This is a genomic window from Cryobacterium sp. TMS1-13-1 (genome assembly GCF_004403125.1).
GTDB classification, from domain to species: domain Bacteria; phylum Actinomycetota; class Actinomycetes; order Actinomycetales; family Microbacteriaceae; genus Cryobacterium; species Cryobacterium levicorallinum.
The window spans coordinates 39273-62545 of the sequence record NZ_SOGX01000018.1 but is presented as its reverse complement, the minus strand read 5'-3'; the positions used below and the strand labels follow the sequence as shown (position 1 = coordinate 62545).

Genomic DNA, 23273 nt, shown 5'->3' with positions numbered 1-23273 from the left:
GCATCCATGCCGAAGCTGCGACCGGGCGTCGTGTCAGTTATCCTCGTGAATTTCAAGGGAGTTAACGACACAATCGAAGCGATCAATCACCTGAACGGTGTCGACTGGCCCAACTCACAGCTTGAAATTATCGTCGTGGAGAATGCATCTGGTGATGAGAGCGAGGCGCTCCTGCGCGCTGCGCACCCAACGGTGCGAATCGTCGTCTCTCCGACAAATGTGGGATTCGCTGGGGGATGTAATCTCGGCGTCGCCCGCAGTACCGGTGAGTTCCTCGCCTTCCTCAACAACGATGCGAAGCCGGATCGTGCGTGGATTCGTGCTGCCATGTCACAGTTCGCTCAATCGCCCGCGATCGGGGCGGTTGCAAGCAAGGTCGTAGATTGGGATGGTAATAGCGTTGACTTCGTCGGCGCCGCCTTGACCTGGTTCGGAATGGGCTACAAACCCTTAACCGCAGAGCCTCTGCCGGCACGGGAGATCCCTGCACACGATGTGCTTTTCGGCACGGGATCCGCAATGTTCGTTCGTCGCTCCGTTTTCGAAGAACTCGAGGGATTCGATGAGCGGTTCTTCATGTTCTTTGAAGACGTCGACCTGGGCTGGCGGCTAAACCTTCGGGGCTGGCGATATGTCTATGAACCTAAGTCCATTGCATTCCACAAACACCACGCATCGATGTCCAGTTTCGGATCCTTCAAAGAAACGTACCTGTTGGAACGAAACGCACTGTTTGCCCTATATAAGAATCTCGGTGCCGAGTCGCTCGCGGAGGCGCTTCCGGCCGCTATGGCGCTGTCGGTACGCCGTGGGGTAGCGAAGGGGCACTTGGATTCCACAGCTCTAGACATTCGAAAGAAGAGCCAGGACGGTGAGTCAGAGATGACCGTGTCGAAGGAGTCGGCCGCGTCGCTGTTCGCGATTGATCAATTTGTGGAGGCGCTGCCAGGACTCAAAAAGTCCAGGGACCTCGTTCAGAACAGCCGGCTTGTTTCGGACAGTCGCCTGTGGCGACTCTTCGGGCTCACCGACGCCCCCTCATTTCAAAACGATTACTACCTTGCGGGATACGAGAGTATCGTGACGGCATTCGATGTGACGGAGGCCCCGTCGTCGACGCGGGTGCTGCTTGTCACCGGTGACCCCATCGGCTCGAAGATGGCCGGCCCCGCTATTCGTGCATGGAATATTGCCCTGGCGCTGTCCAAAACGAGCACGGTCACTCTGGTGACGTTGTCGGGCGCGGAGCCCTTGAGCGCACCATTCGACATCGTTCATGTTCCGGCTGGGGACAATCGGGCCTTTGCCAAGCTTGAAAGCTGGGCCGACGTCATTATCTTCCAAGGCCATGCCATGGCCGTTTTTGATGCTCTTCGTCGTACTAAGAAAATTGTCATCGCCGACATTTATGACCCGATGCACCTGGAACAGCTGGAACAGGGGCGGGGGCTTGCGCAACCGTTGTGGGACAAACAAGTTGCTGATGCGACGGACATTTTGAACGAGCAATTGCTTCGTGGGGACTTCTTTCTCTGTGCATCAGAGCGCCAGCGCCATTTTTACTTAGGCCAACTCGCCGCGCTCGGTCGCGTCAACCCGGCGAATTACGCTTCGGACCCCGATTTGAACGGACTCATTGACGTCGTACCGTTCGGGCTGGACGAAACTCCACCGAAGCACGTCCGGAATGTCCTGAAATCAGTCGTTGCGGGGATCGGGGCTGAGGACAAAGTGCTGTTGTGGAGCGGCGGACTCTACAACTGGTTTGACCCTAAAACGCTCATTCGTGCTGTGACGCGCCTGGCCGAGAAACGTCCGAACGTGCGGCTGTTCTTCCAAGGAACGAAGCATCCGCATCCGGGCGTGCCGGAAATGGCGATAGTCGCGGAATCTCGTCAGCTCTCTTCAGAGTTGGGTGTACTCGACAAAAATGTGTTCTTCAACGCGTCGTGGGTCGATTATGCGGATCGGCAGAACTATCTCACCGAATCTGATGCCGGCGTAAGCACACACTTCTCGCACGTTGAAACGACTTTTTCTTTTAGAACGCGAGTGCTCGACTATCTCTGGGCCGAATTACCGATGGTACTCACAAAAGGTGACTATTTTGCCGAGCTCGTTGAGGTCGAGAAACTGGGAATCGTTGTAGATGCCGGGGACGAGGCGCAGCTTGCGGATGCGCTGGAACGCGTGCTGTTCGATGAGGTGTTCATTGCCGAGGTCAAGGCGAACATTCATCGAGTTCGCGAGGACTTCTTCTGGCGGAATACCCTTGAGCCACTCGTCTCCTTTGTGGAGAGCGCACATCATGCGCCCGACCGGCTGGCGGGCGGGCGGGCTGGCACTACCGGTGAGAGTATGACCGTCCGCCCGCGTCGGCGCGTCAAGAAGCACGGCTTGCGACACGACCTGGGTTTGGTCGTCTTCTATCTGCGAAACGGCGGGTTGCCTCTCGCGATGCGCAAGGTGCGTAACCGCTTAGGCCGAAAGCGCTAACAGCGGTTGCTCCGCCACAAGTAAATCTTTCACCAACGAAATTATGGGAATTCCTCGATGACCTTAACGGCTGCCAGCACCACGGAGACCGGAACTCACCGCTTCTCGGTCGCGGACTGGCTAATTTGTCTCGGACTGGTACTGGCAAGTCTCGTCGTCGGGCTGGTTCATGTGCCTCAGCACCAACAGATCTCACCAATTGATGAATTTGTCTACATTGATTACCTAGCCAAAGTTAGCACCGAAGGTGTGGTGGAACGCGGCGAGGAAACAGGTGACTACGCGCGTGAGTACTTTGCGTGCCACGGTGTGTCGATGTACACCGAGCCGCAACCTGCGTTGTGCTTCGGCCCGAACTTCGACGAGGATTCCCAATACCCGTTTGGCGGAGTTACTTCTGCAGACCTGTACACGCCCCTCTACTTCGGCACCACCTGGTTGATGGTCCAGCCTATTCAATGGGCCGGAGTGCAGGATCTCGCCCAGGCCGGGCGATATGCTGGTTCCATCTGGCTGGCGTTTGCACTGGTTTTCATGTTTGCTGCTTTGCGGCGAATCGGAATTTCACGTTGGGTCGGTTTAGGGCTCGGTCTCCTTCTCGCGGGATCGCTTCCCTCTTACTGGTCCCACACGTTTGTCAGTACGGATGCTACGGCTCTACCCGCGGGCGCGCTCATGCTATATCTCGCCATCGTATTCATGCAGACCCTACGGTTCGGCTGGCTCCTCATCAGTGCTTCCGCAATTGTGACGCTGTTCAAACTTCAAAACCTCACCGCCGTCGCTGCCGTTGCGTTGAGCCTCGTCGTCTGCGCCGGGGTGGAGTGGTTCGGAAGGTCAGAACTTCGGGTCAAGGAGAGACTTCTTCGGGCATTCAAGGACAAAAGAACAGTTGTTGCCCTTAGTGCTGTCGCTGCCGGAATATTCGTGCAGGCGGTTTGGACAATCATCCGTTCTGTGATTGCGGTTGGACCGGCCCCGGACCAACTCGTTTCTGAGCAGATCGGCTTTCGTGCCCTAATTGCAGAAATGTTCAAGTTCTTCCCGAATGCCGTAAACGGTGCGACGGCACCGCAATCGCTTGGTGTGAACGGGGTGATCGTAGCGAGTATCTTTGCCATCATCGCTGTAGCAGGCGTGCTCGGTCTGATCGCCTCGGGAGATAGGCGGTCGTGGGGCTTTTCCCTTGCGGTCGGAACACTCGTGGTTTCGCTTGTGGCTGGGCCGGCCTTGGCCGTGGCGAACCTCGCGACAAGCGGATTCTACTTCTCGCTGCCGTCACGCTACGGGCTAGCGTTGGTACCGATGTTTGTGTGCTGTGCGGCCTTGCTCTTCTCGCGGAAGCGGTGGTTGGCTAACTTAGTCGCGATCTCGGGCGGTGCCGCGTTTGTAGTCTCATTGGCCATTACCGGCGCAGCGTGACAATGAAGATCTAGCCGGCAGAGGCTGGTCCCCGCAAACATCACTCAGCGAGTTTGCGCCTGTGTCTCGTCAGAGTTGGGTGCCTGTGCGGCGGCCCTCGGCCCGGGCGCGAAGACCCAGTATCGGAAGACAAAGTAATTCCAAGTAGTAGTGGCCACCGTGGCTGCAACCTTCCCAATTCCCCAGCCCCACCCCGTCTGATCAATCAACCAGACGATCAAAATTGTTGCACCGGTATTGAAAGCCAGCAGGGTGAGATATTTGGCGAGCGTATTCCCATGCGCCGCCCGCGAGCTGAATGAAAAGGTTCGCTGGAGCGAGTAATTGAACACGAAGGTTGCCAGGAATGCAGTGCCAGTGGCGAGCCACAGCGGCCAGTCGAGAACCTGATGGAGCATCGCCAGGAGCCCGAGGTCAATAAGGAAGGTTGCGCCCCCGATGAGCAGGTAACGGAACGCGCTGTGACGGAACACGCTCATGAGCATTGAACCCGCCGGAGGAGTCTTGGAGGGCCTCTGTGAGCTGGAGGTAAGCATTGTTGAAGCTTAAGCCCCGGTCTCGATCTGGAGCGCACAAATCTCAGTTTTCATGTCAGTTTTTGTCCGCACGCGTCAGAATCGAGTCGTTCCGTGACGGCGGAGAGCCGTTCCTCGATCAGCGCGGTGTGCTCCGCGAGCACCCGTGTTTTCTCTTCGAGAGTCGTGAGCTCTGAACTGTGTTGGACGGTCACAAAAAACAGGATGATGATGCTCGCAAAAAAGGCAAGGTTGCTCGGCACTTCAACACCAACGACAGACGCGGCCCATTCCAGCGTGACAGGAAAGATGCTGATCACCAATGAAAGAATCGCAGCCAAGAGCCACCAGAACGCGTGGCGCTCACGGAATCGCTGGCGACGGAGCATCTCGATGACGGCGAGTAACGCGATCGCGGCCGCTGCAATGGCGAAAGCGTAGGAAACGGGATTCATGGAGATTGTTCCTAGCCTTTGGGCGTGATCGGTGTGCGCCAGAGGGCAATGACGAGGGCCATGGCCGCGCGCGCGAGGTAGATTGCGGACTTCACAGGATTATGTGACGGAATACCACCGGCTCGAGGACGCATGGCCACTGGGACCTGAACGACCGAGTATCCTGCGCGGGAGGCAAGCACCAGAGACTCAATCGTGTCGCCCAAGTATTCAGCGGGGTAGTGAGTTGAAAACAGTCGCACGGCTCGCGGACCGGCTGCTTTGAAGCCGGAAGTCACGTCAGTGAGTGGCGTCTTGGCAATTCGGCTGATCATGCTCGACAGGAACTTCATGGCCCACTTGCGCGGACCTCGCACAGAATAGTCACCGGCACCAGCAAACCGTGCTCCAATAACGATATCTGCGACTTCTAACTGAGAAATCAGGTCAGGGACGCAACTCGGGTCGTGCTGGCCATCAGAGTCAAGCTGGACGACATACTCGAATCCATTGTTCAACGCGTATTTGAAACCGAGCCTCATAGCTCCGCCGACGCCTAGATTAAACGGTAGCGTCAGAACCGTGGCGCCAGCACAGTGCGCGACAGCTGCGGTTGAATCTGTGGAACCGTCGCTGACAACTAGACAATGCACACCCGGCAAAACGGTCAGGACTTCCGTGACTACATTTCCGACCGCTTCTTCTTCATTGAACGCTGGCATCACAATGAGGACTTCGTGGAGCGCTGGCATGGTCCCAATTCTAGTCAAGACTTGTCGGAGGTACTTGTTACACGATGGGCGCGTGAGTGACGCCGGCGCAGCCCGTTCCAGCTGAACTCCCCTTCAATAACGGGCGTGGCCGACCGTCGAGGAGTGGCGGAGGGTATGCCGCCTCCGGCCAAGGCGGGGTCCTGTAAGCACAGAAGAGAGAACAGCCTTCGATATTGTGGTCGAAACCATTCTCAATCGGCTTCGAGCTTGATCGGCGCCGGGGCTTGATCACGCACGTGATTTGGCTCACTTCGGCCCACAACGCCTGTCGTAACTTCTGGAAGGTATTCTGGGTTTGACTAGGCGTTAGTCCTGGCGAAAATGTCTGGAGCGACGCACAGGTGCCACGAACGATGAAGCAGCCAATCGGCAAGGTAACTGGAGGCAATTCACGCTCAACATTTTGGGTCGCATTTCTCATCTTGGCTGCACTCTCTACTTTGTGGTCACTCGCCAGCCCGATCTTTTCAGTGCCAGACGAGAATGCGCACGCTACAAAGGCCATCGCCCAGGTTCATGGGCAAGTAATCGGTTACCACGTTCCGGGTATCAAACACACGGTCGTCGACCTCCCTGAGGGGTATTCGTACGCGCCTCACATCCTCTGTTTCGCCTATCACCCTGATCAGCCAGCAAACTGTGGTGTTGAGCTCGGTGATGCGGGAGGAACTGACTGGTTCAATACCTGGGTCGGTGCGTACAATCCTCTGTACTACTACGCGGTCGGATGGCCGAGCCTGATACTCGACGGGGCAGCTGGCATCTACGGGATGCGTATTGCGAGTGGCCTGTTGGCCGCTGTGTTCATCGCGTGGGGTGTGCAAGCGGCCGTGTCGGTGCGCAGGTCGCGGTGGATGCCTTTGGGCCTGGCATTTGTCGCGGCCCCGATGGTCGTCTACTTCTTCGGCTCGGTGAACCCCAATGGCATCGAGATTGCTTCAGCGGTCGCACTTTGGACTGCTCTCCCTCGTCTGCTCGAACACTTCGACTCGCGAAAAGTGGTTGCAGACGTGTCCGTGCTGCCGCGCTGGTATCTGTGGATGATCGTTGCCATTGCTTCGGTGACCCTTGCCACAGCGCGAGCGACGGGACCACTGTGGCTGATCGTCGTCGTCGGAATCTGCTTCATCGCAACTGGCTGGAGTCCCGTCAAGTCGCTCTTCTCCACCGCTCGCTCGTATGTTCCGCTCGGCGTTGTCGCGGCGGGGGGAATCTTCTCAATCGTGTGGACGCTGAGTGGCGGCAGTCTCTCGAGCCAGGCCGATAAATCTGATGCACCCTTGGTGGGTGCCCCGTTCGTGCAAGGTTTTGTGCACGTGTTGCGCACCACCCCCGGGTTTATCCAGCAGGCCATCGGCTACTTTGGCTGGTTTGATGCTCCACTGCCGACCGCCGCGTATTGGCTGTTTGTCATACCGCTTGGAATTCTGGTCGTTCTCGCATTCACCGCTTCCAGACGGCGTGGTTTGGTCACGATCGCAGTGATGGTGGCTGCGGCGATCTTTGTGCCGGCCTTGGTGCAGGGCTACAGCGTGAGCCAGACGGGGATTATCTGGCAGGGACGATACGGGCTCTTCCTTTATCTTGGCGTGACTGTTTTAGCCGCCTGGGTGCTGTCCACCAAGGGGGGTAGTCGCGTTGCGTTCCTGTCGACACGGCTCACGTGGATTAGCGCAGGGATGATCGCCTGCTATGGGTTGCTGGCCTTCGTCGTTGTTATGTGGCGTTATGTCGTCGGCAGTGGTTCGCCGATCAGCGAGATGTGGAAGAATCCAGCGTGGCAACCGCCCTTGGGTTGGCCAACCTTGGTCGCGCTCTACGCGCTGGTGTCGATTGTTTTCGTCGTCGGGGCCGGGTGGATGGCTTCGCGTGCTGCACGACTCGAGGATGCAGCTGACTTGGTGGAACCCTCGACCGGCGCGGTGCCGGATCCGTCCCGTGAATCTTCCCTTCGTGGCTGAACCACGCGTCGCGATCGCCTACGACTGCTTCTTTCCAATCAACTCGGGGGGCGGCGAACGGGTGTACCGGCGCATTGCCGAGCTTCTTCGGGAACGTGGCAGCGACGTTGACTATGTGACTCGGACCCAGTGGGAGGGGCCTGCCCCTGAGGCAAGTTTTGCTATCGTTCCGGTGTGGCGCGGGGAAATCTACGACAGCTCGGGCACACGCACACCGGTCAGCGCCGTGAAGTTTGCGTTGGCCCTTTATCGTCATTTTCGGGCGCGCCGCGAAAATTACGACCTTGTCATCGTCAGTGCCTTGCCCGTGCTCAATGTCTTCGCAGTGCAACTGGCTTTGGCCGGGAGCGGGACATTTGTCGTGACCGACTGGCTTGAAGTGTGGGGCTGGCGGCAGTGGCGCAGGTATTCGGGCGCGCTCATGGGCACCGTCGCCGCTTTGCTGCAGTTCCTTGCAATTCGTCTGGGGAACCTGCACACCGTCAACAGCGACTTCACCGGCTCGCGCATTCGCAGCTACCAGCGGAGGGCCACTCCGGTCACGCTGGGGCTGATCGACCTGGTCGGGGTCGCAGCCGACTCGTCGACTGAACGAAGCGACGAGCCCTACCTGATTTTCATCGGTCGCCACATCGCTGACAAGCGACTCATCGACCTGCTGCCCGCCATGAGCGAGGCGCGAAAGCGGATCGGCAAGCTTCGCCTCGTCATAGTCGGTTCCGGGCCGGAAACGGCTGCTGTAGCCGCGGGCATCACTGAGTTAGGACTCGACGACGCCGTGACTCTCGCTGGCCGAGTCAGCGATGCAGAATTACACACCTTGCTGGCCGGTGCCCGGGCGCTCGTCAACCCGTCACGGCGCGAGGGATTCGGTTTGGTCATCGCCGAGGCAGCTGCTGTCGCGACCCCATGTGTGGTTGTGGCCGGCCCCGATAATGCGGCCGCCGAGCTCGTGTGCAACGGCGTCAACGGATCCGTCGCAGCGTCAGTGAAACCCTCCGAACTCGCTGCCGCCGTAGTCGCTGTCGTGACTGCTGGTGAGCCATTACGAAAGTCCACTCAAGAGTGGTTTGAGCGGGAACGCACGACGGGCGGTCTCACCCGGTCGCTCGATCAGATTCTGCAGGCCTACCGGTCGGCCAAGACCCGCTGAAACGACGTGAGAGTCCGCTGCGCCGTTTGATCCCAAGTGAACTCAGCGGCCCGAGCGAGCCCGGCTGATGTCAGGCTCGCCAATTCCTCTGGGGCCGAGAGCAGCGCGCTGATGCTGTCGGCGAGCCGTGCGGCATCGTGAGAATCAACGTAAATGGCCGCATCGCCGGCGACTTCGTGCAGCACGGGAATGTTGGAGCACAGCACCGGACAGCCGTGTGCCATTGCTTCGAGAACGGGGAGTCCGAAGCCCTCGAAGAATGTCGGGAATACGAACAGAGTCGACTCTGCATACATCGAATCGAGTTGCTCCGGGGCGAGCCAGCCCTGCAGCGATACCCAATTTTTCAGCCCGAGTTCGGCCACGAGTGGAGTCAGCGGGTCGTCGCCGTGGCTGCCGGTGATCACCAGATGAGGTCGTGTGTGCTCGGGAAGGAGTGCGAGGGCAGTGAGAAGCGTCGAGAAGTTTTTGTGCGGCATCCGGTTGCCGACGGCCAACAACTGGTCGGTGCGGCGAATCGTGGTTGGCGTCGCGATTGTGCTGCGCGTTTCGCCGGCCAGAGGGATGACATCGACGGCGGTGCGTTTGATGCGCAGGTAGCGCCGAATATCGGTGCGGGTGGCGTCGCTGATCGTCAGCACGCGGCGCGCAGCGCGTGCACCTAAGCGGATGAGGGTGCGAAGGATGAGCGAATAGGCACCGGGGACGTATTCCGGGTGCCGGAAGGGCAGCAGGTCGTGAATCGTCAGTACAACGGGAATGCGTGTAAAGAAAGGTCCGAGGTTTGCCGGGCAGTGAATAAGGGAGGCTCGGCGGCGGTGCGCAAAACCTGCAACGCTGAGCAATTCACCACGGGCCCAGGCCACGCGGTTTTCACCGCTGATACCGGAATCGATCACGTCGCCGGGAAACCAAGAGGTGTCGCCGGCGGCGAGTTCGCTCGACGCGAGGGCGATGAAACGAACACCAGCGCTTTCACGCGGCATTCGACTGTAAATCTCGCGAACGTACGATTCCATGCCGCCCTTCTTGCCGGTGAAGAACAGCAGGTCGACGAGAATGAGCGGGTCGGTCACGAAGTGACCTCGCTTGGTGGCGTCGCTGCTGCGAGCACCGCTCGTCGGCGGGCAATTTCGTAAATCAGGCCGGAGAACAGCTCAGCGAGCAGGAGCGCCGCGAAGATCCAGACGATATTGAGGGTGAGTAACGCGACGCTGGCCAGCGCGAAGGCGATGAGTGATGCACCGGCGCGAAGGATGGTCACCCGACGCGCGAATCCCATGCGTCGTAGGGCAGTGAACGGGAGCGTCGGTGCTATCGAGGCGGCACGCCACGTGCAGGCGACGACGAGCGGCACCAGCGTGGCTTCCATCGACCAAGCGTTCCCGAAGAGTAGGGAGAAGAATCCCGCGAACTCGAAGATGAGCAGGGCAACGACGGCGATGATCAGTGACCCAACGGAAACCCACAGATCTAGCCGTGAGTGTTCCTTCAACAATCGGAGGCGCAGAAAATTGATCGGGATGGCCAGTAACCCCGAAACTGTAGAAATTGCGGTGAAAAGTACGGCGCCGATGGGGCCGAGCACGAAGAGAATCAACGTGTTGATCAGGGGGAAGACGATTCCGGTTATGCCCACATCGGCGACGACCCAGACCATCGCGGATGCATGTGGTCTGCTCGCCCGGTGATAAACCGGCAGGCATCTGACCGCTGTTGCCACGAATATTCCCGCGAGAAGGGGGACGAGCGCCCAGAGCGCACCGGAGAACGCCGCCAGGACGCCCGCCAGGGCTCCGCCGCCCACAGCGATGGAGGCCCAAATCTCTCGTCGATCAAGGCGCTCCGCGACCGATACCCCCCGACCGACTTCCAACGCGGCAACCAGGATGGGAAGCCCGATACAGAGGGCGACCACGTTCGTGTGGTTGACAATGAGAACTGCCACAGCGACGAGGGAGAGCGCGGCCAGCCAGAGGGGAAACGTGACTCGTCGTTCCGTCGTGTGCGAACTTAGGCGCGACTCCACCACCGCAGCAAAGGTGAGCTGTCCGACAAACGTGGCCACCATGATCGCTACCGCGATCACTCCGTTCTCGGCGAGGGTGAACACCCGCGATGAAATAGACAGCGTCGCGGCAGGAATCACGGCCAGTGAGACCCCACCGGCCAGTGTGACGGCGGACAGAGCTGCACTCTTGAGCCTGTTGGGGGCTGAGGGCGGTGTCATGTGGGTAGGCATCGTTGGGTTAGCGCGATTTGTAGTCACCGACGCGCAAGCGCAGGGACGTCATGAATTTGAGGTCGGCGTCGATGCCGGGCACCACTGACGGACGTTTTGTGGCCTTGAAGCCTGCTCGTAGGCCAGCAATCCGGCCGATCGTCGATGCGAGATCCCGAGAGAGCACGAGATCGCCCCCACAGACGATGATCTCAGTAACCGCCGCTCGAAAAGCCTGTCGACCACGAAATATCCCGTACGCGCTGAGTATATAGCCCCGACCGAATCCGGCCCGCTGGCGTTGGCGGCTAGACCCGCGCCCTGATGTTGCCCCACCAAGGTGAACTCCGCGCGAGTCGAGGGCCGCGGTCGTTGCCCACCCTCCGGCACTGAGTCGAAGAGCGAGGTCGAGTTCTTCACCGTACATATAGATTCCCTCGTCGAGCAGGCCAACGTCATCAAGCGCACTTCTCCGATATGCGGCCACCGCACCATATGGGCCAAGGAGGGGGAAAGTATCGTGTTCAAGGTCATCGAGGGTCGCTCCGTGGTACCGGAGAAAACCCGCCAGCGTTGGATCGGCGCATAGGCCGACTGCATCGATGGTGCCATTTGGCGCGAAGAGAAGGGGGGCCGCGCTTCCTAATGTGGAGTTGGTGGCGAACGGCGCCGCCAGGTATTCGAGCATGGTCGGGTCGGCTTGAACATCGTTGTTGACCAGTACGACGATCTCGCCGGTTCCCCGACGAATGCCCGAATTGCATGCGGCCGCGAAACCGCCGTTCTTAGGGAGGGCGATGACCGTGACCTCGGGGTAATCTGCATGCAGCCGAGCGACGGTGTCATCGGGGCCCGCATCGTCGACCACGATGACGGTGTGCTCTAGCGTCTGTCGGCGTAGGTGCTCCAGACAGTCACGAGTGATGTCCCAGTTTCCATACACAGGTACGACGACATCAATGGTCGGTAACAAGCGTGAACGGCCCTCCTTGGGCTGGTGAACTCAGGTACAGGTAAGCTTGCCCCGCACTCTGTCACAGCAATGTAAGGACGAACCATCAATAATATGAGTATCGCAGAGCCGATTGAACTCACCATCCTTATGCCGTGTCTGAATGAAGCTGAGACGCTGGCGGTGTGCGTCAACAAGGCCCTCGGCTATCTCGAGCGCAGTGGTGTGGTGGGTGAAGTATTGATTGCCGACAACGGCAGCACCGACGGGTCGCAGCAGATCGCGGAGTCGCTCGGCGCTCGTGTAGTCGCCATTGCTGAGAAGGGTTACGGCAGCGCTCTCAATGGCGGCATTGAGCACGCCCGCGGCACGTACGTGATCATGGGCGACGCCGATGACAGCTATGACTTCAGCAGCCTCGACGGTTTCGTCGAATGCCTGCGCGCCGGCGACGAGCTCGTCATGGGCAACCGCTTTCGTGGCGGCATCGAGCCCGGAGCCATGCCCCCGCTGCACAAGTACCTCGGCAACCCTGTGCTGTCCTGGGTCGGGCGCATGCTCTTTCGCTCACCGATCAAGGACTTTCACTGCGGCCTGCGCGGTTTCAATCGCCAGTCAATGCTCGATCTGCACCTGCAGACCACCGGCATGGAGTTCGCCAGTGAGATGGTCGTCAAATCCACCCTCGGCGGCTCACGCGTGAGCGAAGTGCCGACCACCCTGGCAAAAGACGGCCGCAGCCGGCCGCCGCACCTGCGCAGCTGGCGCGATGGATGGCGCCACCTGCGTTTTCTGCTTATCTTCAGCCCGCGCTGGTTGTTCTTGATCCCCGGCGCTGCTGCCTTCGTGCTGGGCTTTGTGGGCGTCATGCTGCTGAGCTTCGGTCCTGTTGTCGTCGGCCGTGTCGGGTTCACATACTCCAGCCAGCTCTATCTGGCGGCGCTCACCGTGGTCGGCTACCAGTCAGTGCTGTTTGCGATTCTCACCAAGATCTATGCGCAGCAAGAGGGCTTTCGTATTCCGCGCAGCCGGAATTTCGACCGCCTGCAGAAACGCATCAGCCTTGAGAGTGGCGCCATCGTTGGCCTTCTGCTCTTTCTCATAGGCCTCGGCGTGGCCGTTGCTCAGCTCATTGGTTGGGCCTCGAACAACTTTGGCCCTCTCGAAGCAGGCGCAACGCTGCGCGCGGCCATCCCTGCCGCGCTGCTCATGATGCTCGGAGCCCAAACCATTATGGCCGGCATGTTCCTCGGAGTGCTGTCGGTTGGCGTGAAGCGCAGCTAATGGCAGTGCGCGTCGCTGTCGCGTTGTGCACTTATAACGGTGCCGCCTATCTCGAGGAGCAGCTGCTCAGCATTCTGGGGCAGACATTGTGCCCCGATGAGATCGTCGTCTCCGACGACGGGTCGACTGACGAGACGCTGGCCGTCGTGCAGCGAGTCGTGGCGGCAGCGTCGCCAGCCGTCAACTTCGTGGTGCTGAAAAACAACACCGCGCTGGGCGTAACGGCGAACTTCGAGCAGGCGCTTGCCGCCTGCTCAGGCGATCTCATCGCACTCTCTGACCAAGACGACGTCTGGTGGCCCGAGCGGCTGGAGCGCATGGTGGCCGAGTTCACGCGCCGACACGAACTACAGATGCTCCATGCCGACGCACGACTTGTGGACAGTGTCGGCACGCCCCTCGGCTTCTCGCTACTGAAAACCTTGGGTGTGTCGGATGCCGACCGAGCAGCTGTGCACAATGGGCATGCCATTGATGCCTACCTGCGCCGCAACATCGTGACCGGCGCAACCATGATGGTTCGGGCCGACCTGGTCAAACGATCACGACCCTTTCCCGCCGCCTGGGTGCATGACGAGTGGGTGGCCATGGTCGCCGCCGCGACCGGCCTCGTCGACCTGCTCGACGAGCCGCTCACCGACTATCGACAGCATGGCGGCAACCAGATCGGCGTGACAAGCTTGGATGCCTCGGGCAAGCTCGGCCGGCTGCGGGCGCCGCGCACGTCACGGAACGCTCGGCTGTTGGCGCGGGCCGAGGCGCTGCAGCAACGAGCTTCGGGGTTTGAGCCGGCGGTATCCGCCTCGGTGTTGGCGCTGATCGACGCGAAGCTCGCGCACGAAAAGCGACGAAGCGCGCTGCCCGCAAACCCCCTATTGCGCGTGGGTCCGGTCGTTCGTGGTTGGCGAGAAGGAGACTACTCCCGGTTCGGGCTGGGACTGCAGGACGTGCTGCGTGATTTGGTGCAGCCGGTCTGATTCTGGTCGGGCTCGGCAGTTTGGAGAGTGAGATTGAGCGGGGTCAGTACCATTGGTGTATGGGGAGACAGACAGAAAGACGTATTTCCGTTCGAATCGGAACAGTTTTGGTAGGGGGGCTGCTGCTGACGAGTTGTTCAGCGACATCGCCAGAGCTGGCAACGAGCGAACCGCCGATGGTCTCAGCAACGCCAACTTCGATACCGACTGCGACCGCTCAAACGCCCGAGGCTATTACCGAGGCGCCATCGTGCATGACCGCCTTGACGGCTGATGCTTACTCGGATTTCGGCGGCTCAGGTCTGGCGCTGCGCGACTATCAGGGCTGGCGCACGGATATTCAGTTCATGGCGGATGGCGGTGGCATAGCTTGCGCATGGCAGGGTCAAGGCGACGCTGTTGTCCTCTTTGGGGAACTCGCAATGACTGGCGGGGCATGGCAATCAAAAAAAGCTGAACTAGTCGAGACCGGTTTTATCGAAGTGGCTACACCCGTTGCAGGCTACTTCAACGAACCAGACACCGACCCGAACTACATCGATGGCGGTTTTGTCTATCGCGACGGAAACCTCTTCTATGTCAGCTACCCGGCCTTGACCCAATGGGTTCCCGCGCTCGCAGGCTCCTAGAGCCTTGTCGTGCACTCTTCGCCTCTCCAGTGGGAATCGGCGAGCGTCTATCGAAAATATTTGGGGGAAACAGTGAGAAAACTAAGCATTCTGGCCGTAATTGCGACGTCATTTGTGTTGACGGGGTGTGCGCCTGGGCCCGCGGCTGTCGATCAAGCCGATCCTTCGAACGAACCATCCTCGGCCGACAGTTCCGTTCCAGTATCTCTGCCAACCTCACGATTGGGTCTGTCGTGTGACGACCTGTTGCCTTCTGCGCTGGTGGGGAGTCTACTCGGCACCAATGCAGCTGTATCGGCCCTTATGGTCCGACCGCAATTGGCAACGCCATTGGCCTATGCCGTGAACGAGTCAGGCGGAGTCTCCTGCTTGGCGAGTGGCGAAGTCGCGGCAAAGACTTATGTGAGTGTCAAGGTGCTGCCCGAGGCAACAGCGCAGTGGCAGACGTACGCAGCGACGACTGCCGTGGCCATGTCGGAGGGATATTCCACGTACGGTGACGCCTCCTACGTTGACTGCTTCAATTTCGGTGAATATTTCACCTGTACCGCGAACATCCTCGCCGGAGCGAATTGGATTGACGCCTATGTGCGCGCATTGAACTCGGATCCGAGTGCGAGCAACGAAGCCGTTGCAGAGCTTGCAGCGCCACTGATCACGGACATTGTCAATACGGTGACGGGGGCGCCCGCACCTGAACCGTTATGGGTTGCTCCGGCCTCGACCGGCGAGCTGCCGACTGACTGCTCGATATACGCCACCGCTGATGACTTTCGCGCTGCATTTAGCACCGCAGACGAAATATTGATTAGCGGGGATGGCGACGGCGAGGGGTGGGGCATCGACGATGCGGGCTGGACGATCGTCGGGGGTGAGCGATGTGTGTGGGCTCCTGAAAGCACGGGACAGACCTGGCCCCTTTTGGTCACTGCGCTGCCCGGTGGGGAATGGGCTTTTGACCGGTCCGCTCGTTTGATGACAGCAGGTGACACCGTTCGCGCAGTGACCGAGACAATAGGGGGTATTGACCGCGCCACCTTTGGGTGCCACGTGTATTCCGGGTTCTGCACTCTGGATACAGTAATTGCCGGCAATTGGGTTCAGTTCAGTGCTGAGCAAGAAATGGTTGGCACCGAGCATGACGTGCAGGCACTGCTTATCAGCATTGCTGAACGTGCGGTGGGACGTTTCCCCTCCTAGTCACGTCCGCCACCGAGCAAATGAGCAGACGCACTCACTGACGTCGAAAGGCGGAACGCGCGGTTGTTGGCGCGAGCAGAGGCGCTGCAGCAACGGGCGTCGGGATTCGAGCCAGCGGCATCCGCTTTGGTGTTGGCGCTGATCGACGCGAAGCTGGCGCACGAGACGCGGCGCAGCACGCTGCCGGCCTCGCGTCTGCTTCGGGTGGGGCCTATCGTGCTTTGTTGGCGAGCCGGCGACTACTCACGGTTCGGGCTGGGCTTGCAAGACGCGCTGCGCGATTTGGTGCAGCCGGTCTGACTTTTCCGTAGTCAGCACGCAATGCCATCGGTGAGCCAACGTACCGCCCTTGTTCCTAAGAGACGTTCCCATGCAGCCCCTGGGAGCTACATTTGCCGACGCAGCTCGCCCGGCTCAACCGGCCCAGCCTGCGTGGGGTCTCGCTCACCGTCCGCCCCAGCCCGGGCGTCAATGACCGCGCGCGCAGCTTGCTTCAGTCGCGCGGTCAATGGCCCCGTTCTGGGGCGGACGGTGAGGGCTGCTGCTGATATTCTGAAGCGATGAGGCCAGCCCCTCACGACTGGGACGGCAACATGACTTTCCAAACGCTCGCCAACCGACGACGCATCGTCATCGCCGTGGCCGCCACTCTGAGCCTCGCGCTTGCCCTTGCCGGAACCGCGGCCTCCGCCGCGCCGCGAACGGCCGATAGCCCGGAACCGACTGCCACGTCCTTGAACGAGGACATGTTCACTTCGGCGGAGTTGCTCGGTGCGACACCAGCGCCCGAATCCCGGGGCTTCGCCGTTGACGAAGCGGTCACGGCTTCGGCATCCGTGCAAGCGAATCATGTCATCGATGTGGCCGTCGTCGTTCCGTCCGATGTCTCCGAAACTACGAGTTTCATCTCGGACTCGGACGTCGACACCCTCGTGAGCCAGACCGCCGCTTATTGGAAAGTCGAGTCCAACAACCAGGTCGTTTCGCTTACGCGCGACGCGGCCATCATCCGTTATTCCAGTGCATTCTCGTGCAGTGATCAATACGATGCTTGGGACGAAGCGGCCACTGCCTTCGGCCGCAACTTCAACGCGTACCTGACGACGTCGTCTCGCCACCTGTTGGTGCTCACCCCGGTCAGTTGCGGCGAGGGCGGTGTGGGAAGCGTTGGCACCGGCAACGATTCCGCCGTTGGTGCGGCGAACGGCGGTTTGGTGTGGACGTCCGTTGGCCCCAACGCCCTTGACGTCGTCACGCACGAATTTGGTCACAATCTCGGATTGCAGCATTCGAACACCCTTTTCTGCACCGACCCGTCTATCTCCGAGGGTCAGTTCACCGTTCCCGGTTCGGCTCCCCAAGGCTGTGCCGATGAAGAGTACGGCGACGCCTACGACGTGATGGGAGCGGCCTGGTCGGTGGGCTCGCAGACGAATGAACGACCGACGGCTCTCAACGTGACGCACAAGCGGCTCCTGAGCGCCCTGACCTCCGGCGAGATGCGGAGCATCGCCCTTCCCTCCGGTCGGGCGAGCTACAACGTCACCACGACACTCGCTTCCACGGGAACCAGTGGCCAGCGAGCTTTGCGCGTCACCGACCCGGGCACGGGAGCGATCTACTACGTGGACTACCGTGGCGGCGGGGGCAGCGACGCTTCCTCGCTTTATGCCAGCGGGCGGCTCGATACCCTGGGCGTCAATCTGGGTGTGCGTGTTCTCACCCAGCGGCCCAACGGGGAGTCGATCCTGCTGCCCATTCCCGGCGAGAATGAGACCAAACTCTACATGATCGCCGGTGAGCAGATGTTTACCGGCTCGCGCGGCGTATCCGTGGCGGTCGAGAGTATTCAAGGCGGCATCGCCACCGTGGCCATTACCGTGGCTCAGCCGGCGGCCGTAGAACGTCTGGCCGGCGCTGGACGCTTTGAAACGTCGGCAGCAATCTCCAGCGCCAACTTCGCTCCAGGGGTGGCCGTGGCCTACGTTACTAGCGGTCTGAACTTCCCCGACGCACTATCTGGCGCGTCAGTGGCCGGATCCGCGGATGCACCTATTTTGCTCGTGGAGGCCACGAGCGTCCCGGGAGCCATCCAGTCCGAACTCCTCCGGCTCAAGCCACAGCGGATCGTTTTGCTCGGTGGCACGGCTGTGATTACCAACTCCGTGGAGAGTGCACTCGACTCGTACACGGAAGGAACGGTGACCCGGCTCTCGGGCGCCGACCGATACGCGACCTCGGCCGCAATCTCTGCGAGAAGTTTTGCGCCAGGTGCGCCCGTCGCCTACGTGGCCAATGGTCTGAATTTTCCGGATGCGCTTTCGGGCGCGGCCGCCGCTGGAACCGCTGACTCGCCGGTGCTGCTTGTGAATGCCGCGAGCATTCCGGCCGACATCGGAATCGAACTTGACCGATTACAGCCACAGCGCATCGTGGTTCTCGGTGGTACGACCGCAATTTCCGAGGAAGTTGAGACTGCACTTGTCGAGTACTCTACTGGTGGCGTGACCCGGCTGTCGGGCGCTGATCGCTTTGATACATCCGCGATCATCTCGCAGTCGAGCTTTCCTGCTGACGTTGACGTCGTCTACGTTGTCAATGGCTTGAACTTCCCCGACGCTCTCTCAGGCGCGGCTGTGGCCGGTTCCCAGAATGCTCCGGTGCTGCTCGTGCAGTCGAGCAGCATCCCAACCGTCATTCAGGCCGAACTCCGGCGTCTGAACCCGGCGCGAATCGTCATCTTGGGTGGAGTGAATGTTCTCTCAGACACGGTGAGTGCGCAATTGGCCGGATTCCTGCGCTAGGAGCCTGCTGAATAACGTGGGTTCAGCTGGCCCGGCGAGTCTTTAGAGTGTTTTTTGCTCGAGTGTGGTGCGTTGTGAGGTTGGCTGAGCGGTCGGAACCGGTATGAGGATGTGGCGTTGTGCGCGCTCGGAGGGGGCGTGGTTTGCGGCTGTGCGGCGTCGGCCACTATGTCGAGGTGGTGGTCGTGCTCTGGGATGTTGTCCAAGGGCCCAAACCCCCTTTTCGTTGGTTAATCCCAGGTTGAGGAGCCGTTTGAGGTTGATGACAGCGGCCCTGTTCGACCACCACGCGTTGTTCTTCACGACGCCCCGATAAGGCATCCTGCGCGCTCCTCGGATCATCCATGCCAAGGACCGTTCAACCATGGGCCGGTGTTGCTTATAGACGCGCTGAAACTCGGGGTCTTGAGCGCGAACCCGGTGTTCACGCCGGAGCCGGTCGTGCGGGTGAATAACAAGTTTTCGGCCAGTCTGAGCCGTGGTGCACTGAGCCATCAGCGGGCAGCTCTGGCAGAACCGACCGAAACCGACTCGGCCTTTAGGACTGATCGGCCGAACGACGCTTGCCGGGCACGTCTCCGTGTGCGCTTCGTCGTTGATAGTGAAATTATCAACGGTGAAGCCGCCAGGAACAGCCCTGCCCAACGGCATCGGCTTGATAATCGGGGTGTGACCGGACGTTGTGATCTGGTTGAGGAGTTCCCCGCTGCCATAAGCCGAATCGCCCAACGCATCGATTTTCTGAGCGCCGATACTGGTGTCGGCGGCGATCAGTTCGGCTCCCCGCGGCGAATCACTGTTCTCCGGGCCGGATGCTTTCGTGAGCAGAGCGGCGGTCACCAGACCCGTGTCGGGTTCAATGGCGACGTGGCTTTTGAACCCGTCAACCTTCTTCTGCCGGCTCTTGTGCGCGTGGCGAGCATCAGGATCGACGGTGGAAATCACCCGGTCATACGCGACCTTGCGGGCGATTTTCCACCGACCGTCGGTGCCGTCAGACCCGTCGGCCGGTTCCACGTCCTGCCCGGCGACCAACGCCAGCAGGGCAACGGTTTCCTGCTGCTTCTTCGTCAAAATATGGATATTGATGCTGCCCAACAAAGCGAGCGCATCGGTGACCAGGCGGGAGACGAGTTCGTCGCGGGCGTCGCGGTCATCCCACGCGATGTCTCGGGCGTGCCCGGCTGGGCATAATCGTGTCCGGGCAGCCCGGCGACGGTCATATCAGCGCCGGGGATCTCCCGGCCGACGCGGCGGATCTGCGCGATCAGCTGCGTGACGGTGTCCTGTCGAGCGACGGCGTCCTCCAAGATCGTTGAGTCCAGCGCTCGGCGCTTCCGCCCCGACAACGCTCCGGACTTCGCAATCACCTCGGTCACAGCCTCGAAGATGCGGTGCGGTCGGTCGCTGGCGGCCAGGCGCTTGCGCCAGTAGACGAGCACGGTCGGGTGGGAGGAGGTTTCCGTCAACGCGAACCCGCACGCGGCTTTCCACCGCAGGTCATACGTCAACGCTTCGGCCGCTTCACGGTCGGAGAGGTTATGCAATGTTTGCAGCACCATCACCGACGCGATCACATCTGCTGGCGTTGACGGGCGGCCGTTCTGCGAGGCAAACAAGTCCGCGAAGGCATCGTCAAGAAACAGTTCCCGACGATGCGCCGCGAGGAACGCGAACACCGACCCGGGCGGGAGAAGGTGCCCCGCTACGGCGTCGACATCGTAAATCTCACGCTGACCATCATCACGACCCTGCATCACCCCAGTCTTAACGACCACGAGCCAACCCCCGGCAGGCGCGCCTTAAAAAAGGCGAAACCATACCCAAAGTTGTTCAGCAGCCTCCTAGCTACGGAACCATGAATGGTCACGTTCAATCGAGCGGCCGCACTGTCACTCCGTGCAGTTGGCTCGCTGCGGAACGGTCGGTCGTGATCCCACTACGGGCTCAACCTGCGGGCACACTCCTACAGGCCGTCGGCGTGGGGCTTGTGGGGGTGGGCGCTGCGCCAGCGCAGGCCCTGCGCGGCCTTGACCGAACAGCGGCCGACCTGGAAGTACACGTCGAGGTAGGCGTTGAGGCCGGTCTGGTGCACGCGGCCGGTGGTGAATTTCAGCCAGCCGTAGGGGGTGACGTCTTATGGCCAGAATCCGGCCCAGCCCCAGCCCTCGAGCGGATGCAGCTCTACCAGCCGCCACATCTCGGTCCAGAGTGAGTACCGGGCTTCGAACTCGCTGCCGGCGTTAAGGGCGCTGATGATGGTGGTGCGGCCGAGCCAGGCCGCGCCGGCGGCCACCAGAGCCGCTAGGAGTGGGGCCGATCGTGCGTGGCTGGCGGGCCGGCGACTACTCCCGTTTCGGGCTCGGGCTGCAGGACGTGTTGCGCGATCTGGTGCAGCCGGTCTGACCCGACGGTCGTCAGCAGGTACCTCGCTCGCTGAGGAGAAGCTACCCCCGTCCAGGGGTGCGTACGCGCAGGCCGACGGCCTCGGCTGCCGTCTGCTGTCGAGCGTCGTACGTGATGAACTCGTTCGCTCCCGCTTGAAGCGCCGCGGCGATGTGGATGGCGTCCAGGCTCCGCAAGCTGGCGCCGCTGAGGAGTCCGGCTTCGCGGAAGACGCTGCGGTTCATGTCCATCAGGGCTAACCGTGAGAGCACGTCTGTGACCGCGGTCTGTGATATTCCTGTTCGAGTGGCCATGCGCCGCAATTCGGTTTCCAGCAGAAACGCTGAGATCAAATCGGCGTCCCCGCCCGCGACCCTGTCGTCCAGGTGGGCCCGGAGCGCGCTGGTCTCCGCCTCATCGGCGAGCAACTTTGCGACGGCAGAGGTATCCAAGTAGGTAATCAACGCTCGGCGCGCAGCTCTTCCAGAGCGGACTCGGTGCTCACGGCAATCTTGAAGAGCGGCAGGGCTGAAAACCCGCCGCGGATCAGTGGCGGGCGGTGTCGAATCCCGCCGAGCGGCGCTACGGGCGGTGGGGACAGGACGGCGACCACCTCGCCGTGATTGGTGACCTGGAGAGTCTCGCCATCCCGGACGGCCCGGAGCACCTCGGCACTGTTGTTGCGTAAATCGCGATGAGCGATTGTTCGATTCATGCCGCTAGTGTAGCAGGCGTAGCAGTTAGGACCCAAGGGGTGGAGCTGCCGAATCGGTCGCGTTACGGCGCGTCGGGGTGGGGCTTGTGCGGCAGGGCGCTGCGCCAGCTCAGGCCCTGCGCGGCCTTGACCGAACAGATCACCAGCAGCAGCCAGCCGAACTCGAACAGAATCGTACTCTCCGCCGCGCTGGTCACCAGCAGGGTCACGAGCATGAGCGGCGCCCAGACGTAGGCCAGCGAGCGCTTGTTCGACGCGAGCAGCCAGGAGCGCACGAAGGCCAGCAGCACCAGGGCGAGAAAGGCGAGAAAGCCGATCAACCCGACCTGAAAGTACACGTCGAGGTAGGCGTTCAGGCCGGTCACGTGCACGCGCCCGGTGGTGAATTCCAGCCAGCCGTAGGGGGTGATGTCCTGCGGCCAGAATCCGGCCCAGCCCCAGCCCTCGAGCGGATGCAGCTCCACCAGCCGCCACATCTCGCTCCACAGCGAGTACCGCGCTTCAAACTCGCTGCCCGCGTTGAGGGTGTCGATGATGGTCGTGCGACCGAGCCAGGCCGCGCCGGCGGCGACGAGGGCCGCGCTCAGGAGGCCGAGCTGCAGCATCCGTCTGCCGGCAACGGGGGTGCGGCGCAACCGGTAGAGGGCGAGCGCGGCGACGATCACGCAGAGGCCGACGACCACGACGACGGGGGAGCGGGTGAGCACCAGGCAGATACCGGCCAGCCACATGGAGCCGAGGCCGAGGTTGCGCGGAATCGAGCGGGCGCGCAGCTCGACGTAGAAGGTGACGGCGGCGATGAGCGCGATGAGTCCGAAGACGTTGCGGGAGCCGAAGATGCCCTGGATCGGGCCGAGCTGGTCGATATCGCCGACCACGTCGAGAAAGGCGATCGGCAGGTCGAGCAGCAGGCCGGAGAGCACTTCGAGCACGATTGAGAGGCCGAGCAGCACGCGCAGCACGTCGCCGATGGCGCGCACCACCTGAAAGGTGTCGCGCACGAGGGCCACGTAGATGGCGAGGAATCCGACGGTGATCTGGTAGCTGACGCCGATGATGGTCGAGGCTGTGTAGCCGCTCCACACGCCGGACAGCGCGCACCAGGCCACGAATACGATAATCGAGATGGGCAGCAGGCCGTGCCATTCCACGATGGGGCGGCGGGCGAGCAGGGAAAGCACGGCGAGAACGACCAGGCCGCCGAGAATGCCGATGAGGCCGGCCCAGCCCATGACGCTGCGCAGCAGATGGGTGCTGAATGCGGTCGCCAGAAGAATGAGCGTGAGTGCGGCCGCGAATTTCGGCGACGCGAACACCCGGCGCAGGTCCTCGGGCAGGGTGGTCATCCTCTA

At 61.1% G+C, this 23273-nt stretch carries 21 protein-coding genes and 1 pseudogene; 10 read left to right on the top strand and 12 right to left on the bottom strand.

Features of this window, described 5'->3' with window-relative positions:
• Positions 1 to 6 precede the first annotated feature (6 nt).
• A complete protein-coding gene (locus tag E3T31_RS15325; RefSeq protein ID WP_134469973.1) occupies positions 7 to 2496 on the top strand; it encodes a glycosyltransferase in 2490 nt (829 codons plus the stop codon).
• Positions 2497 to 2553: 57 nt separating this feature from the next.
• Positions 2554 to 3918: a hypothetical protein gene (locus tag E3T31_RS15320; protein WP_134469971.1), complete on the top strand. Its 1365-nt coding sequence runs from the start codon at positions 2554 to 2556 to the stop codon at positions 3916 to 3918.
• 44 nt (positions 3919 to 3962) lie between these two features.
• Here the strand turns inward: E3T31_RS15320 and E3T31_RS15315 are convergent, their stop codons facing one another.
• The 3 genes from E3T31_RS15315 to E3T31_RS15305 all read right to left on the bottom strand — a co-directional run bounded on the left by E3T31_RS15315 (position 3963) and on the right by E3T31_RS15305 (position 5619).
• On the bottom strand, positions 3963 to 4397 hold the full coding sequence (locus E3T31_RS15315; protein ID WP_166788529.1) for a GtrA family protein: 435 nt from the start codon (positions 4395 to 4397) through the stop codon (positions 3963 to 3965).
• 107 nt (positions 4398 to 4504) lie between these two features.
• Positions 4505 to 4888: a DUF2304 domain-containing protein gene (locus E3T31_RS15310; protein WP_134469968.1), complete on the bottom strand. Its 384-nt coding sequence runs from the start codon at positions 4886 to 4888 to the stop codon at positions 4505 to 4507.
• A gap of 11 nt (positions 4889 to 4899) precedes the next feature.
• The gene (locus E3T31_RS15305) at positions 4900 to 5619 is read right to left on the bottom strand and encodes a glycosyltransferase family 2 protein (RefSeq protein WP_134469966.1); all 720 of its coding nucleotides are present in this window, start codon (positions 5617 to 5619) and stop codon (positions 4900 to 4902) included.
• 374 nt (positions 5620 to 5993) lie between these two features.
• Here E3T31_RS15305 and E3T31_RS15300 point away from each other — a divergent pair, with 374 nt between their 5' ends.
• Both E3T31_RS15300 and E3T31_RS15295 read left to right on the top strand, forming a co-directional pair.
• Positions 5994 to 7601 carry a DUF2142 domain-containing protein gene (locus tag E3T31_RS15300; RefSeq protein ID WP_134469964.1) on the top strand — a complete coding sequence of 536 codons (1608 nt, stop codon included), beginning with the start codon at positions 5994 to 5996 and terminating at the stop codon, positions 7599 to 7601.
• A complete protein-coding gene (locus E3T31_RS15295; RefSeq protein ID WP_166788528.1) occupies positions 7594 to 8754 on the top strand; it encodes a glycosyltransferase in 1161 nt (386 codons plus the stop codon). The genes E3T31_RS15300 and E3T31_RS15295 overlap by 8 nt, the downstream gene beginning before the upstream one ends.
• Here E3T31_RS15295 and E3T31_RS15290 read toward each other — a convergent pair.
• From E3T31_RS15290 to E3T31_RS15280, 3 genes are read right to left on the bottom strand one after another with little or no spacing between them, the layout of a single operon-like run.
• Entirely contained in the window at positions 8730 to 9830 is a 1101-nt protein-coding gene (locus E3T31_RS15290; protein ID WP_134469960.1) for a glycosyltransferase family 1 protein, read from the bottom strand. The genes E3T31_RS15295 and E3T31_RS15290 overlap by 25 nt on opposite strands.
• Positions 9827 to 10984: a hypothetical protein gene (locus E3T31_RS15285; RefSeq protein ID WP_134469958.1), complete on the bottom strand. Its 1158-nt coding sequence runs from the start codon at positions 10982 to 10984 to the stop codon at positions 9827 to 9829. Before E3T31_RS15285 ends, E3T31_RS15290 begins: the two co-directional genes overlap by 4 nt.
• Before the next feature lie 19 nt (positions 10985 to 11003).
• Positions 11004 to 11948 (bottom strand): glycosyltransferase family 2 protein, encoded by a 945-nt coding sequence (locus E3T31_RS15280; protein WP_134469956.1) that lies wholly within the window; start codon positions 11946 to 11948, stop codon positions 11004 to 11006.
• Positions 11949 to 12041: 93 nt separating this feature from the next.
• Between E3T31_RS15280 and E3T31_RS15275 the strand changes: the two genes are divergently transcribed.
• The 6 genes from E3T31_RS15275 (at position 12042) to E3T31_RS15250 (ending at position 18821) form a co-directional block, all read left to right on the top strand.
• Positions 12042 to 13211 (top strand): glycosyltransferase family 2 protein, encoded by a 1170-nt coding sequence (locus E3T31_RS15275; protein WP_134469954.1) that lies wholly within the window; start codon positions 12042 to 12044, stop codon positions 13209 to 13211.
• Positions 13211 to 14188, top strand: a complete 978-nt coding sequence (locus E3T31_RS15270; RefSeq protein WP_134469952.1) for a glycosyltransferase family 2 protein — start codon at positions 13211 to 13213, stop codon at positions 14186 to 14188. Before E3T31_RS15275 ends, E3T31_RS15270 begins: the two co-directional genes overlap by 1 nt.
• Before the next feature lie 254 nt (positions 14189 to 14442).
• Positions 14443 to 14817: a hypothetical protein gene (locus tag E3T31_RS15265; protein ID WP_134469950.1), complete on the top strand. Its 375-nt coding sequence runs from the start codon at positions 14443 to 14445 to the stop codon at positions 14815 to 14817.
• Positions 14818 to 15219: 402 nt separating this feature from the next.
• Complete coding sequence (locus E3T31_RS15260; protein ID WP_134469948.1) at positions 15220 to 16017, top strand: hypothetical protein; 798 nt, start codon at positions 15220 to 15222, stop codon at positions 16015 to 16017.
• 66 nt (positions 16018 to 16083) lie between these two features.
• On the top strand, positions 16084 to 16317 hold the full coding sequence (locus tag E3T31_RS15255; RefSeq protein ID WP_134469946.1) for a hypothetical protein: 234 nt from the start codon (positions 16084 to 16086) through the stop codon (positions 16315 to 16317).
• Positions 16318 to 16610: 293 nt separating this feature from the next.
• Positions 16611 to 18821: a cell wall-binding repeat-containing protein gene (locus E3T31_RS15250; protein WP_166788527.1), complete on the top strand. Its 2211-nt coding sequence runs from the start codon at positions 16611 to 16613 to the stop codon at positions 18819 to 18821.
• A 204-nt stretch (positions 18822 to 19025) separates the two neighbouring features.
• On the opposite strand, the pseudogene E3T31_RS15245 reads toward E3T31_RS15250, so the two are convergent.
• The 6 genes and pseudogenes from E3T31_RS15245 to E3T31_RS15230 form a co-directional block, all read right to left on the bottom strand.
• A pseudogene (locus E3T31_RS15245) lies at positions 19026 to 20578 on the bottom strand (IS1182 family transposase); the annotation flags it as partial.
• A 209-nt stretch (positions 20579 to 20787) separates the two neighbouring features.
• The gene (locus tag E3T31_RS18510; protein WP_255454061.1) at positions 20788 to 20916 is read right to left on the bottom strand and encodes a hypothetical protein; all 129 of its coding nucleotides are present in this window, start codon (positions 20914 to 20916) and stop codon (positions 20788 to 20790) included.
• 42 nt (positions 20917 to 20958) lie between these two features.
• Positions 20959 to 21117 (bottom strand): hypothetical protein, encoded by a 159-nt coding sequence (locus E3T31_RS17920; protein WP_166788526.1) that lies wholly within the window; start codon positions 21115 to 21117, stop codon positions 20959 to 20961.
• 151 nt (positions 21118 to 21268) lie between these two features.
• A complete protein-coding gene (locus tag E3T31_RS15240) occupies positions 21269 to 21658 on the bottom strand; it encodes a type II toxin-antitoxin system VapC family toxin (protein WP_206750324.1) in 390 nt (129 codons plus the stop codon).
• An 8-nt stretch (positions 21659 to 21666) separates the two neighbouring features.
• On the bottom strand, positions 21667 to 21921 hold the full coding sequence (locus E3T31_RS15235; RefSeq protein WP_134469940.1) for a type II toxin-antitoxin system Phd/YefM family antitoxin: 255 nt from the start codon (positions 21919 to 21921) through the stop codon (positions 21667 to 21669).
• A gap of 62 nt (positions 21922 to 21983) precedes the next feature.
• On the bottom strand, positions 21984 to 23267 hold the full coding sequence (locus tag E3T31_RS15230; RefSeq protein ID WP_134469938.1) for an O-antigen ligase: 1284 nt from the start codon (positions 23265 to 23267) through the stop codon (positions 21984 to 21986).
• Between the last annotated feature and the right edge of the window lie 6 nt (positions 23268 to 23273).

Excerpts from the sequence above, each read along its gene's own strand:
- E3T31_RS15310 (WP_134469968.1), bottom strand. The coding sequence starts at position 4,888 with ATGAATCCCGTTTCCTACGCTTTCGCCATTGCAGCGGCCGCGATCGCG.
- E3T31_RS15235 (WP_134469940.1), bottom strand. The coding sequence starts at position 21,921 with ATGAATCGAACAATCGCTCATCGCGATTTACGCAACAACAGTGCCGAG.
- E3T31_RS15285 (WP_134469958.1), bottom strand. The coding sequence starts at position 10,984 with ATGACACCGCCCTCAGCCCCCAACAGGCTCAAGAGTGCAGCTCTGTCC.
- E3T31_RS15275 (WP_134469954.1), top strand. The coding sequence starts at position 12,042 with ATGAGTATCGCAGAGCCGATTGAACTCACCATCCTTATGCCGTGTCTG.
- E3T31_RS15320 (WP_134469971.1), top strand. The coding sequence starts at position 2,554 with ATGACCTTAACGGCTGCCAGCACCACGGAGACCGGAACTCACCGCTTC.
- E3T31_RS15270 (WP_134469952.1), top strand. The coding sequence starts at position 13,211 with ATGGCAGTGCGCGTCGCTGTCGCGTTGTGCACTTATAACGGTGCCGCC.
- E3T31_RS15250 (WP_166788527.1), top strand. The coding sequence starts at position 16,611 with ATGACTTTCCAAACGCTCGCCAACCGACGACGCATCGTCATCGCCGTG.
- E3T31_RS15265 (WP_134469950.1), top strand. The coding sequence starts at position 14,443 with ATGACCGCCTTGACGGCTGATGCTTACTCGGATTTCGGCGGCTCAGGT.
- E3T31_RS15305 (WP_134469966.1), bottom strand. The coding sequence starts at position 5,619 with ATGCCAGCGCTCCACGAAGTCCTCATTGTGATGCCAGCGTTCAATGAA.
- E3T31_RS15315 (WP_166788529.1), bottom strand. The coding sequence starts at position 4,397 with ATGAGCGTGTTCCGTCACAGCGCGTTCCGTTACCTGCTCATCGGGGGC.
- E3T31_RS15230 (WP_134469938.1), bottom strand. The coding sequence starts at position 23,267 with ATGACCACCCTGCCCGAGGACCTGCGCCGGGTGTTCGCGTCGCCGAAA.
- E3T31_RS15300 (WP_134469964.1), top strand. The coding sequence starts at position 5,994 with ATGAAGCAGCCAATCGGCAAGGTAACTGGAGGCAATTCACGCTCAACA.
- E3T31_RS15325 (WP_134469973.1), top strand. The coding sequence starts at position 7 with ATGCCGAAGCTGCGACCGGGCGTCGTGTCAGTTATCCTCGTGAATTTC.